This window comes from Lentilitoribacter sp. EG35 (assembly GCF_040784015.1).
Classification (GTDB): Bacteria; Pseudomonadota; Alphaproteobacteria; order Rhizobiales; family Rhizobiaceae; genus Lentilitoribacter.
Window position 1 is genome coordinate 165750 of sequence record NZ_JBFNGQ010000002.1, and the last position, 13121, is coordinate 178870.

16 protein-coding genes are annotated in these 13121 nt (G+C 43.3%); 1 reads left to right on the forward strand and 15 read right to left on the reverse strand.

Features of this window, described 5'->3' with window-relative positions:
* Positions 1–172 precede the first annotated feature (172 nt).
* The 15 genes from AB2J24_RS04700 to mscL form a co-directional block, all read right to left on the reverse strand.
* A complete protein-coding gene (locus AB2J24_RS04700) occupies positions 173–589 on the reverse strand; it encodes a hypothetical protein (protein ID WP_162654199.1) in 417 nt (138 codons plus the stop codon).
* Positions 586–837, reverse strand: a complete 252-nt coding sequence (locus tag AB2J24_RS04705) for a hypothetical protein (RefSeq protein ID WP_162654200.1) — start codon at positions 835–837, stop codon at positions 586–588. The genes AB2J24_RS04700 and AB2J24_RS04705 overlap by 4 nt, the downstream gene beginning before the upstream one ends.
* Before the next feature lie 157 nt (positions 838–994).
* Positions 995–1828 (reverse strand): methyltransferase, encoded by an 834-nt coding sequence (locus AB2J24_RS04710; protein WP_367384629.1) that lies wholly within the window; start codon positions 1826–1828, stop codon positions 995–997.
* Positions 1829–2301: 473 nt separating this feature from the next.
* Positions 2302–2694: a hypothetical protein gene (locus AB2J24_RS04715; RefSeq protein ID WP_162654202.1), complete on the reverse strand. Its 393-nt coding sequence runs from the start codon at positions 2692–2694 to the stop codon at positions 2302–2304.
* Positions 2695–2738: 44 nt separating this feature from the next.
* On the reverse strand, positions 2739–3293 hold the full coding sequence (locus AB2J24_RS04720; protein WP_162654203.1) for a chemotaxis protein CheD: 555 nt from the start codon (positions 3291–3293) through the stop codon (positions 2739–2741).
* A 2-nt stretch (positions 3294–3295) separates the two neighbouring features.
* On the reverse strand, positions 3296–3682 hold the full coding sequence (locus AB2J24_RS04725; RefSeq protein WP_162654204.1) for a response regulator: 387 nt from the start codon (positions 3680–3682) through the stop codon (positions 3296–3298).
* On the reverse strand, positions 3682–4743 hold the full coding sequence (locus tag AB2J24_RS04730; RefSeq protein ID WP_162654205.1) for a protein-glutamate methylesterase/protein-glutamine glutaminase: 1062 nt from the start codon (positions 4741–4743) through the stop codon (positions 3682–3684). Before AB2J24_RS04730 ends, AB2J24_RS04725 begins: the two co-directional genes overlap by 1 nt.
* A gap of 5 nt (positions 4744–4748) precedes the next feature.
* Positions 4749–5573: a protein-glutamate O-methyltransferase gene (locus tag AB2J24_RS04735; protein WP_367384835.1), complete on the reverse strand. Its 825-nt coding sequence runs from the start codon at positions 5571–5573 to the stop codon at positions 4749–4751.
* A 64-nt stretch (positions 5574–5637) separates the two neighbouring features.
* Positions 5638–7947, reverse strand: coding sequence for a chemotaxis protein CheA (locus tag AB2J24_RS04740; RefSeq protein WP_367384630.1), 2310 nt, complete (start codon positions 7945–7947; stop codon positions 5638–5640).
* Between the two features lie 40 nt (positions 7948–7987).
* Complete coding sequence (locus tag AB2J24_RS04745) at positions 7988–8353, reverse strand: response regulator (RefSeq protein ID WP_162654207.1); 366 nt, start codon at positions 8351–8353, stop codon at positions 7988–7990.
* On the reverse strand, positions 8353–8643 hold the full coding sequence (locus tag AB2J24_RS04750) for an STAS domain-containing protein (protein WP_367384631.1): 291 nt from the start codon (positions 8641–8643) through the stop codon (positions 8353–8355). The genes AB2J24_RS04745 and AB2J24_RS04750 overlap by 1 nt, the downstream gene beginning before the upstream one ends.
* On the reverse strand, positions 8636–8875 hold the full coding sequence (locus AB2J24_RS04755) for a hypothetical protein (protein ID WP_367384632.1): 240 nt from the start codon (positions 8873–8875) through the stop codon (positions 8636–8638). The genes AB2J24_RS04750 and AB2J24_RS04755 overlap by 8 nt, the downstream gene beginning before the upstream one ends.
* Before the next feature lie 572 nt (positions 8876–9447).
* The gene (locus AB2J24_RS04760; protein ID WP_162654459.1) at positions 9448–11022 is read right to left on the reverse strand and encodes a SulP family inorganic anion transporter; all 1575 of its coding nucleotides are present in this window, start codon (positions 11020–11022) and stop codon (positions 9448–9450) included.
* Between the two features lie 134 nt (positions 11023–11156).
* Positions 11157–12059 (reverse strand): DMT family transporter, encoded by a 903-nt coding sequence (locus AB2J24_RS04765; protein WP_367384633.1) that lies wholly within the window; start codon positions 12057–12059, stop codon positions 11157–11159.
* Between the two features lie 141 nt (positions 12060–12200).
* A complete protein-coding gene (gene mscL / locus AB2J24_RS04770) occupies positions 12201–12614 on the reverse strand; it encodes a large conductance mechanosensitive channel protein MscL (RefSeq protein ID WP_367384634.1) in 414 nt (137 codons plus the stop codon).
* A 164-nt stretch (positions 12615–12778) separates the two neighbouring features.
* Here mscL and AB2J24_RS04775 point away from each other — a divergent pair, with 164 nt between their 5' ends.
* Entirely contained in the window at positions 12779–13120 is a 342-nt protein-coding gene (locus AB2J24_RS04775; protein WP_367384635.1) for a DUF952 domain-containing protein, read from the forward strand.
* The last annotated feature ends 1 nt before the right edge of the window (position 13121 follow it).

Genomic DNA, 13121 nt, shown 5'->3' on the forward strand with positions numbered 1-13121 from the left:
TTCACCTGGAATTTTTCAGCTATAATGATTTATAACAATATAGAAACAAACCAAATTTCGAGCATTAACAGGTAGGAGATTTGAATTCTGATGACGCCCGTAATCACTACAAATATTCTCATGCGCAGAATTACCAACTCGACAAAATTATGAGATTTCGTGCCGGAACTATTTAGCTTACATTTGCCAAACCAACCTCAATTGGAACAGGCATAAGGAAAACATTTCGTGCAATTTCTGACGATAACCTATCTGCAGAGTACCATTTAGTAAGGATGGTTTTTGACATCATATCAGGATTTAATTCCATGAAATCTTCGAAATTGCTCGCTGATGAATCTACCATCCGCTCGGCTATCAAGCTCATAAATGCATAAGTTATTGTCAGATTGAATTTTTGTGGCACACCCATATCAGTAGCAAGTGCACGAATGCCCTTCGCGTAGATTGAAGTTGCATCAATGAAATCATACTTGTCCAGTAGTTCAAACGCAACTTGAACATGTTCGGCATGATGAAAGCTATTATTATCAACTTCATGCGCTTCAAAAGAACGAGTCAGTTCTGAATAACAATTTTCCTTTTTCATTCCTTAGCTTCCTTCGAGCTGTGACTGTCGGATGCGGTCAAATCTAAATCATAAACGCTCTTGAGTTTTTGTATTTTAGCAAGCGTCTCGGCAGAGAAAGGAGGCTTACTTTCAAAGCTATGTAGCGCGATACCTTCAATCAGGTCACCAACAGACATATCAAGATGTTCGGCAAGCCCCTTAAGGACCTTCAGGAGCCTCTTGTCGATTCTAATTCCGGTTTGAACACGTTCAAATTTCTTTTCCATAAATATATCTATGTACCAAGGTACTAAGTTATGCAAGAGAAAATTGAAAGAAACATTAATTCCCACTCGCCATCACCCATTCAGTTAGCATGTAAAGTTGTGACCAATTGCCAATGCTGCCGCGCCGGCTCAAAACAGCAACGTCTGAAGCGGCGCATTATGAATTGATCGCATGGACGATGTTTACAGGAAGCAATTCTGCATCGAGCATGTATTGCTCTAGTCTGGGAGAGCATTGCCACTCGCGGCGCATCGCCAAATAAACTTCAATGGTTTTATCTTGTAGCGTAATTCGCCGTTGTTCACCTCTAAGCAAAAGATTTTTTTCCGTTGCTCTTGACGAGACCAACTCGATAATACTGGTGTTGTAACCGGCCATTTCCAACAATAACGCGCGCATACTATCAGCTAGCATATGAACAAGCTTTTCACGGATAATCGTATGATTTGCCATTGATCTCGCATTTTCCGGCGGTTTCATAGATTTGCGAAAACTGTGTTGACAGCACGACACGGATAACACATTTCGCGCGTCGTTCTGTAACCCGAGAAACAAAGCTTTGTCGGTTGCCATGTCGCAGGCATGAAGTGCATATATAGCATCTGGACGCTCCCCAAGCTGGAAATCGGCAATATCTTCCGCATGAAAATACATCTCGTCAAATCCGAGGCCGCGCGCGATCCTTTCATTTTTTTTCATCAGATCTGCGTTGGTATCAATGCAATGAATGCGAACAGGGCGATTGAGAATTTGATGATAAAATTTGTAAACTAGAAAACTCAAGTAACAATTACCTGCGCCGGCTTCTATAAAAATTAGTTCTCGTTTCGTTGAATATTTCTTTGTGCGAACGTGAATAGCTTCGAGGTAGGCTAAAACCTGTTGCATTTTCGCAGTTCTGTCTTGGCGTGCCTTTTTCTCCGGAACCAGAAGTCCAAGGTTTTGACCAAAAGTGCTGAGTTCAATCAGCGCAGCGCGTTCAATTAACATGAACATCTCCAAAATCTGGAGGTGTCTAGACTTTGAAATGTCTGGGGTCGATTTTTTAAAAAGGGATTGAGTAGGAACGCAACTCCGCAGAGACACCCATACAAATCCAAGTCACACCCAAACGAGAGGTAACGAGCAAATCGTCGACCTCAGATACTCAGAAAATAACTTTCCGAGAAATTACAAATGTGATTTTAAGGTTTGTATGTATGATTCTACAGTCCCAGAGCGCCATATATTCAGAGGCTAATCCGGGCGGGCATTTCCTTTCATTTCAGGGCAGCAAAAGCCCCTGAGAAAACGTACATATAAGCAAGGTAAATGAAATTCAACCCGAAATTAGATTTTTGAGTAATTTGAGTGGCAACAATTTACCCACCCGTGCACATTAGGTGCGTTTTGCGCCGTAAATTCTTGTATTAAGAATAATCAGTTCTGGTAAGTGTAAACAATTTATCCAAAAAGTTGAAACTCTAGAAGAAGTCTAAATCACCGGATGCTTTCTCATAGGCATCAGCTGAGATCATAGTTTTTTCTGGAGATGACAAGCGCTGTTTCAAGTCAGAAAGCGTTATGAGATTAAGCGCTGTGGTCACATCAACCAACTGCTCTACATCTACTTCGTCGGACATCGATTCCAAAAAATCCGCTAAACCCCGTGATTTCTGTACAGCTAAATCAATACCTTGCAAAAGCTTCATATGCTCGGTTGCATCAACATTGCTGGCGACATCTTCGTTTTCTAGCATCGGCTCCAGTCGTTCGATCAAAATTGCAACGTCACGCAATTCTGTTCCCACACGATTTAAAATCGCCGTTAGAGGCTCTTGCAGGTCACCTGCTATATTTTGACTGTAATTCGACATTTACGCGTCCTTTTACAAACTATACTCTGATAAATATGAACAAATCAGAAAAATTCGATATCATCTTTTGGTGCTGCAACCGCTGCGGTCTTAACAATTGGCTTACGCTCCCGGGCGACTACTTTCTCAGCTTCACTACCGTTTAGAATGCACTGGCGAGCCCGACCACTTACGGGCCAGTATTCTAATTTCCGGCCGTGGTCACCACCAACATTTGTACCGACTATCCTTATTCCTTCATCCTCAAGAAATGTCTTGGCAAAGATGGCGTTTTTCTCACCAACGTTGGAAAGACCGGGTATTGTCTTTCCTCCACCAATGATCTTCGCTTCAATGCGGTCTCGACTGGCACCTTTTTTTAGGAGACCATTGATCAAAAGCTCCATCAGGTGAACACCATAGCGTGCACTTTCACCACCTTCACTACGCGAGCCGTCACCAGGAAGTAGAAAATGGTTCATACCTCCCACCCCTGCAATTGGGTCACGTAAACACGCAGCTATACAAGAACCCAGAATAGTTGAAAGAACAACATCGTTGTCATCAGTTACCTGATACTCACCTTGTATAATATTTATCTTTTTAACCGCTGAATTCATACTCAAAGCGCTCCAAATACTGCTTCAATGGCGGCCTTCATTTTCTCAATAGTAAATGGCTTAGCAAGAACATTATTAGCACCAAGAGCCGCTGCTTTACGCACAAGTTCTTTATCTCCTTGCGCTGTTAAAATTATGAATGCAGCTCTCTGTGTCGCCGGATTTTTACGAACGCCCTCTAAGAACCCAAGACCATCCATCTTTGGCATGTTGAAATCAGAGATCACGAGATGATGTGGCTGCGTTCGCATTATCTGGAGGCCTTGCGCTCCATCAGCTGCAACTGTGATATTCTTAAATCCGAGTGACTGAAGTGCTTCAGACAATAATAATCGGCTCGTTACCTGATCGTCGACAACTAAGACCTTAATTTTTTGCGCAATAGACATTAGGCTACCCTATCCCTTCTGATTGCTGTTAACTTACATATTTGTTCTGCAATATCTTCTATGGAGTGCTGTGATTCCACAGCACCAATTTCAAATGCGACCTTCGGCATTCCATATACAACGCACGATTTCTCATTTTGCCCAACTGTATTTGCACCTGCTTTACGCATCTCCAATAATCCGTTGGCACCATCGCGGCCCATACCGGTTAGAATAACACCCACAGCTTTTTTCTTTGCAATTCTAGCTACTGATGCGAACAACACATCGACCGACGGACAATGACCAGATACTGGATCGCCTTCCCGTAGCGAAATTAACGGAGCAACCTTTCCGGTAACTTCCATCTGGCACGTACCACCAGGAGCTAGTAATACTTTCCCCACTTCTAGGCGATCACCATCTTCTGCTTCTTTAACTTTTGGAGCTGAAAGTCTGTCCAATCTCGCCGCGAAGCTTCCTGTAAAAGCTGGGGGCATATGTTGCGTAATGACCGTTGGAGGGCAATTTGCAGGGAACTTAGAAATAACATTTATGAGTGCTTCGACACCACCTGTAGATGAACCAATTGCGATAATTTTTCTAGCTGGCGAATAGTCTTGAAAACCTGCACTTGCAACTGGCCGAGTAGCCGTTGTCGGTTTAGGAGTTCTTTTGACCATAGGAAGTTTTGATCGTCCTGCGGCTTTTACAACTTCATTTATCCGATCAAATGTTGAACTATCTCCGGCACTTGGTTTACCGATACAATCGAATGCACCGAGTTCCAATGCATCAAGACTTGCTTGCGCACCTCTATGAGTAAGTGTTGACACCATAATTACTGGCATCGGTCTGAGCGTCATAATCTTCTCAAGAAATTCTAAGCCATTCATGTTCGGCATCTCGACATCAAGCGTTATGACATCCGGGTTTAGTGCCTTAATTGCACTGCGAGCCTGAAGCGCATCCCCTGCTTCACCAATTACTTCAATTTCTGGGTCGGCACTTAGCGCATTGCGAATAAGACCGCGCATCGCTGCGGAATCATCGACGACTAGAACTTTGACTGGATTGATCATCTAGCTCACCCCGTAAACCTGAATGCAGTTACGCCGACACTATCGAATTTGCTTTTAGCCGGACCCGATAAACGCTCTGAATGGCCGATATAAAGATAGCCTTCTTTCGGAAGAACTTCTGCGTAACGTTGCCAAATTTTTGCTTGCGTTTGATCATCGAAATAAATGACAACATTTCGGCAAAAAATAACATCAAACTTGCCTCTAAATGGCCAGTCGCGCAGCAGATTCAATTCTCGGAAAGAAATGAGTTCTTTTAAACTTTGATTAGCTTGGAACTTTCCATCACCTATCTCTGTAAAATGCTCACGCCTCATACCCGGATCCACGGGCTCTATCGCCTCCGGTGTATATATCCCCTGACTTGCACTTGCGACAACTTTAGGATCAATATCTGATGCCAGAATTTTAAAATCATGTTTTGCAGCATCCGGGAAAACCGATAGAACAGTCATAGCTAAAGAATATGGCTCATGACCCAGTGAACATGCAGAGGACCATATGCGAACGCGTCCGCCCGCACGTGCGCGCTTGACCAAATCGGGCAATACGTCTTTTGCTAGATGTTCAAAATGATGACGCTCACGGTAGAATTTGGTGAAATTCGTCGTCAACTGCGATAACATTTCTCTGCGTTCATCAGCACCTCGTTCTGAGCTTACGAGTTCACAATACTGTCTAAACGAGCTCATCCCGATCTTACGCAACCTTTTTGAAAGGCGTGAATACACCAAAGATGCCTTGCTTTCATTTAGAAAAATACCGGCATCAGCATAAATCATATCAGCAATCTCAGCCAAATCACGACGCGTGAGGGGTGAATCTCCCATAGCGAGTTCATCGGTCGGAGACCCGTTTTTTAATATAGAATTCGGACTACTCACTATACAATTCCTATCCGGCTGCTGACTTATTGTCTTCGTAACTCAAACTTAAACCTTTTGTTGCTGCGACAATCATATCTACATCCAAGATGAGAGCGACGCGCCCATCACCGAGAATTGTCGCTGCCGCAATACCAGGTACATTTGAATAATTTGATTCTAGGCTTTTGATCACAACTTGACGCTGTCCTTGGATACCATCCACCATCAGAGCCTGCTGACCGCCGCCCTCAGATTCCACTAGAAGCGCAACACCTTGAATAGGGTCTGCGGGTTCACTGCGGAAATTCAGGATTTGTCCAACATCGATCAACGGGCAGAACGTTTCACGAATAGAAATCAAACGCTCCTTTGCACCGAAGCCATGAACATCTGATTTTTCAGGCTGCAATGTTTCTACAATCGCCGTTAAAGGTACAACAAGTGTTTGATCAGCAACAGATACGACCATCCCATCCAGAACGGCCAGTGTAAGTGGCAAGCTCATAGAGAAGATTGAACCCTTACCCGGTGTGGATTGAATTGATATCCGTCCACCTAGTGATTGGATGGATTTCTTCACCACATCCATGCCAACACCACGACCAGAAATATCTGATAGTGTCTCCGCGGTGGAGAAGCCAGGGTGGAAAATCAGATTATCAATTTCCTCGTCTGAGAGGTTACTTTCGGGCGTGATTAAGCCATTTTCTAATGCTTTGCCTTTTACACGTTCACGATTAATACCAGCGCCATCATCTTCAATCTCAATGACAATACGGCCAGAACGGTGTTTGGCGGAAAGTTTAACAATACCTTGCGGATCTTTACCAGCAGCTACTCGCGTTTCCGGATCTTCAAGACCATGATCAACAGAGTTGCGGATCATATGTGTTAAAGGTTCAGCCAACTTATCAATAACAGTTTTGTCGACCTCTGTGTTTTCACCTTCAGTAACAAGACGAACATTTTTATTGACCATGTCACCAATTTCGCGAACGATACGTGACATCCGTTGGAAAACAGGTTTCACAGGTTGGGCTCGAATAGCCATCACACTATCCTGAATCTCACGTGTGAGCTGGTTCAACTCATCTAGACCAAGATTAATGTTGTTTCCCGATCCACTGACCGTTTCTTCGTTTTCGCCAACACTTTGGGCCAACATTGCCTGGTTAATCACAAGCTCACCAACCAAATTGATGAGACGGTCAACACGGTCAAGTTCTACACGAATTTGCTGCGGAGGAGCCGCTGCTGCTACTTTCGGTTTTTTAGCCGTATCCTTCGGTGCTGCTGCCTTAGCAGGTACTGGCGTTGGTGCAGGTGCTGGCGTTGGTGCAGCAACAGGAGTAGGTTTTGGTGCAGCAGCCACCGGAGTGGGAGCTGGTGCAGCTACTTCTTGCACAGTCGCAGGTTCATCATCGCCTTCAAGCATAGAAAGATCAAATGGAACTGGAACCATATCTGCACCATCATCCGCATTTGTAGATGCTGCACTTGCTTTTACTTCGAGTTTGCAATCCCATTCCGCAAATTCGAATACAGCACGTATTGCCTCTTCATCACTCTCTGTCGTTAGTGAGATGGTCCATGTAAGATAAGAATCTTCAGGATCCATGTTTTCGAGATCTGGTAAGTCTTCTGTGTTACAGGCTACCTTCATCTCACCTAATGCAGCTAAGTCACGCAGAAGAAGAGCCGTATCATTACCTTTGGCATACAAACCAGCATTCGGTTTAAATTCAATTGAGAACGTATTACCCTTTGCAGGCTCATCTTCGTCGGCTGTTTCCTCATCCATGTCATCAAATGAGAATGGAACAGGTTGAAATCCGCTGTCATCTGTTGGAGCTACTGCTTCGACAACAGGTGCGGCTTCCTCGGTTACAGCCTCTACAGGGGCAGCTTCAGCAGTCGGTGCAGGTGCAGCGGCATCAGAACTATCAGAAGGTGTTTCACCATTTGCATAGGCGGCAAGGTCTTTAACTAAATCTGCTGATCTTGCGGGATCAATGGCATCGCCATCTCTTGATGCAGCAGTTATATCAGCCAGCACATCGGCTGACTTAAGCATAACTTTCATCAATCCCTCGCTCGCTTCCAATTTATTAGAGCGAACACAGTCAAGTGTCGTTTCAAAAACATGAGCAAATGCGACCAAATCATCAAGGCCAAACGCACCTGCGCCACCTTTAATGGAGTGAACAGCTCTAAAAACGGCATTGACCGTTTCCGGATCATCATCACCATCGTTCATCGCAAGCAGACCTGTTTCCAGTTCTGTTAGTTGCTCTTCACATTCTTGGAAAAATATTTCCTTGATTTCTTCCATATCCATGAGGATTAAGTCCTATGCGGCTGTTGAAACTTTATGATGATTAGGCTGTGACGCGTTCGATCGCAGATACTAACTTGGCAGGATCAAATGGCTTTACAATCCAACCCGTAGCACCAGCTTGACGTGCACGGTTTTTCTTCTCATCATCGCTTTCAGTGGTTAAAACCAGAATCGGTACGGAACGATATCGGTCATTTTGGCGGACACCTTCAATGAAACCAAAACCATCGAGGCGTGGCATATTAATGTCCGTTACAATCACATCGGGATTGGATTCTTCCAATACTTCAAGACCTTCCATACCGTCTTCGGCCTGAACCGTATCAAAGCCCGCATTATTCAACGTGACCAGAAGCATATTTCTAATTGTACGCGAATCGTCCACTGTTAGTACTTTCGTTTTCATTACGCTGTCTCCTTCAAAGGCAATTCGTCGCCAGATATTCCCAGTAATTTCAGAGTGTTTTCAAAATTTTCAGACATGGCACCCACTGCAATTGAATTGCCTTCCACGTCCCAAGTCTTCTTGGCGGCCATCAAAACCTGTATACATTGTGCACCTGACTTCCTAACATCCGAAGCATCGATCTCCACCGAACTTCCCTTCAAACTGATTAACTGCTCATGCATGCTACTTGCTGCATTCAAGTCGAGGTTTTCAGGTAATTTCAAGATGTTTGATGTCTCATCACCCATAGTGATTCCTTTGCGGTTTTGTCTCATTCATATGATTAATCACACGAACCTTGACTGGCTCTGTTGTCGACATTGGAAAAATAGGAACAGGCAGCTCGTTAAGCGCCAGACGCATTTTCATGCCGGAGAAATTCTCTAAATATCTAGCGAAGTTTCTCAACGGCACTGCAAATTTTGCTAAAGTGGCAACATAACTCCCGAAGGAAATGTTAACTTTGTTGATCATCGACATAAATGTCTGCTCCGCCCATCGCATCAATCAAGTAAATTGATAAAATCTGTTTCCGGCGCAAAAACCACTCAAAGGTGGCTTATCAAGGCAAACGCATGACAGAAGGTCAATATACTTTTCTACTGATAAAATCCGGATCTAGGCCGGCGCGAAGAAACAGCATCATGCAATTGTGTTCTGGTAAAATAGCTTCCATGAACACAAATCAACGCAGTTACAATTTTTATGGTTAATTCCTTGCCCGAAGGTTAACGGACTTGAATGATTTCTCGCCATCTAGCAATTAAACTTACATTTTTAGCCATATTCAGCACAAATTCTTGCGAAAGGCTCACGAAAGCTTGGGGCGCAACAATGATTAAGTACGATACGACAGGAGTTATTGTTGCGTATCAGTTATATATTGGAGTTAGAACAATGAATGTTCTCATTATCTGTACTGTCGTTACAACGATCGCAATCTTAGGTGCGCTGTCGCTAAATATTGTTCTGGACTTATTCCGGTTTAAGCGAAGTTCTAAAACTTTCTGATTTATTAAGCCTAATTGGTAAGCTTAAACAAAAGTTAAGCTCTAGTGCCCACCGCCGCTTAATGCACCTGTGCGCACGGGATAGTTAGCTGCAATTTCATAATCTGGATCATCTTCTGAATCCACAATAAGCTGCCCTGCTTTCTCAAGCAGCCGATGGCAATCTGGAGACAAGTGTCTCAACTGAACGCTCTTGCCTTCTGCCTCATACTTTCCTGCAATTGCATCGATAGCCTGTAACGCAGATTGATCTGCGACCCGACTTCCCGCAAAATCAATTATGACAAGGTCGGGATCATTTTTTGGATCGAACAATTCCATAAAACCTACTGTTGATCCAAAAAACAATGGCCCTTCGATTTCATAGGCCTTTGCACCTTCTGCTGTTACACTCGATTTAGCCTCAATCCGCACAGCATTTGTCCATGCATAGGCAAGTGCAGAAACAATGACACCTACAACCACGGCAATGGCCAAATCAGCATAAACCGTTACAGCAGTTACAAGAATAATAACGATGGCATCCGTTAATGGAATACGGCGCAAAATCCGCAGGCTTTGCCAAGCGAACGTCCCTATAACCACCATGAACATAACTCCAACAAGTGCGGCCAATGGAATTTGTTCGATCAATGAAGATGCGAACAAGATAAACGCTAACAAAAACAATGCCGCAGATATGCCAGAAAGACGTGTGCGACCACCAGATTTTACATTGATCATTGATTGACCAATCATTGCACAACCGCCCATACCACCGAAGAAACCAGTAACAACGTTTGATGCACCCTGCGCTAGACATTCCTGGGAAGCACCGCCACGTTTATTAGTTATCTCGCCAACAAGATTCAACGTTAGCAAGCTTTCGATCAAACCAATTGCAGCTAGAATAAGCGCGTAGGGAAATATGATCTTAAGTGTATCAAGATTAAAGGGAACGGACGGAATGTGAAACTCTGGCAGGCTGCCTTTGATTGAAGCAAGATCACCAACCCTTGGCACATCAATACCAAAAGCGATAACAATGATTGCAACAATCCCAATACCGGCAAGTGGCGCAGGAACAATATTTGTTATCTTTGGAATTCCATAAATGATAGCCATTGTGAGCGCGACCAATCCCAAACTCAGCAGCAATGGAATACCGGACATCCAAACTTTGACACCATCTGGTCCGGGCACCTGAAATTGTGTCAATTGGGCGAGAAAAATAACAATTGCCAAACCGTTTACAAAACCAAGCATAACAGGGTGAGGTACAAGTCGAATAAACTTTCCTAGACGGAAGACACCTGCCAATAATTGTAAAATGCCCATTAAAACGACAGTCGCAAACAAATATTCCACACCGTGCTGCGCAACAAGCGCAACCATCACTACCGCCAATGCACCCGTTGCACCAGAAATCATGCCGGGACGACCACCGAAAATAGCAGTTATCAATCCAACGATAAATGCAGCATATAGACCAACAAGCGGATGAACACCTGCAACAAACGCAAAAGCAACAGCTTCTGGAACCAATGCAAGCGCAACGGTTAAACCAGATAAAAGCTCTGTTTTAATCTGAACAGGTGTTAATCTAACTCTTGTTTCATCATTGTTAGAATTAGACATCAAACGATGTGCGAAGCTCGCAAGGGGTGTTCTAGCCAAGATATAACTCATTTGGATGGAGGAATTTGAACTGCTTTTAAATCGGTTTTATCCAAATTCATAGAGCATTGACTAAAATAAGCGTTATTTTCCAACTATCGATGTTTTTTAGATGCCGTTTTAAACAACCGTCCATCAATTAATGACAGTCCAAAGATGATGAAACCCATTCCAATAATCTGATCCCTGTTCAAGGTTTCACCCAATATGCTCCAACCAAGAAATATTGCGATGGGTGGAATGAGGAATGTGACGAGCGCGAGATTAGTTGCACCGCTACTTTCGAGAAGTTTGAAATAAAGAAAATAGGCAAGCGCTGTCGAAAAAGTCGCAAGGCAAAAAATTGCGATAAGGCCATTTGTATCTGGCACGGTAAGTAACCAAGGCTTATCGAAAATAATCACCAAGGGTGCAAGAATTAAACTTGCAACAATCATTTGCCCTGTTGCAATTGCCATTGGCGGCACGCCCATCGTCTTAAATCTTCGTCCGAACGTGGTAGAAGATGCATAAAATAACGCCGCTGCTAAAACTGCCAACTGACCTAATATATTTGCGCCAAATGTGAATAATTCCTCAACACCAATCATGAACACAACACCTGAAAAACCAACGACCACACCAGCTAATTTATGTCGATCCATCTTCTCATCTGTTGTAAAAAAATGCGTGACTAGAACTGTAAAAATCAACATTGTCGCATTGAAAATCGATGCCAAACCGGATGTGATTTGTGTTTGGCCCCACGTAATCAATAAAAATGGGATTGAGATGTTAAACAGCCCCATTATGAAAATTGAAATCAATATTTTTCTACTGATAGGAACTTTTATACGTGAGGCTTTCAGCACTATTGTGAGAATGATTGCGGAAATTCCCACCCGCAGAAAGACAACCGTTAAGGGGGGCAACTGTCCTACAGATATTTCGATAAATAGAAATGATCCTCCCCATAAAAAGGAAAGCATCAAAAGTGTACCCCATTCTTTCAAGCCCATTTACCTACCGCCCATCTTTTAAAATGCCAAAGACAAACGGTATAGCTGGATTGCAAATTTAAAACACCCGTTTATTGCAAAGCCTATCAAAAAACCCGACAGGCCCAGCCAATCGGGTTTTAAAACGCAAGATTTGGAAGTTTATTTTTTCAGCAAGTCCCGTATTTCTTCAAGAAGAACAACATCAGCAGCAGGTGCAGCAGGCTCCGCCGGTTTTTCTTCTTCTTTCTTTTTCAGATTATTGACTGCTTTTACAATCAGAAAAATAATCCAAGCTAGAATAACGAAGTTTACAGCAACTGTTAGAAAGTTACCCCATGCGAGAACAGCACCTTGCTCTCTGGCTGCGTCTAGCGAAGTTGCCGTAACATCTGCGCCCAACGGTATAAAGTAACTTGAAAAGTCCAACCCACCAAAAATTGCGCTTACAATTGGCATAATAATATCAGCCACAAGCGATTTAACGATTAAGCCGAATGCGCCACCGATTATAATACCGACCGCCATATCCATAACATTGCCTTTAGCAATGAAGTCCTTGAATTCTTTAAGCATGAGATTCTCCCCTATATCCATCACATGAAAGCTAAATTACTACAGTATTTTATGTCTTTATCAATCGCAATGCGGATATTCTCATGACTGGTTTATCTGTGAACAGTTGAAAAAGCACTCAAAACAAGCTTCTCGCGCAACTCTCAAACTGCTAGTTCAACATTATGAAAAAAATTGTTTATAAAATTTGCCCCAAAACTTTATGGCAGGACGCATTGGAAGAAGGTGTTTTCTCCGGCGCTCCAATTGATCTTCAAGATGGATTTATTCACTTCTCCACTGGCGCACAAGCAAGGGAGACCGCAAGTAAACACTTTGCTGGACAAAACGACCTTTTACTTATCGCAATCGAGGAAGACATATTAGGTGATGCACTCAAATATGAAGTCTCTCGTAATGATGATCTATTCCCGCATCTATATGGAACATTTTCTCCTGACCAGGTTGCCTGGGTGAAACCACTTCCACTTGATGTAAATGGCAACCACATTTTTCCTGAAATTTGAC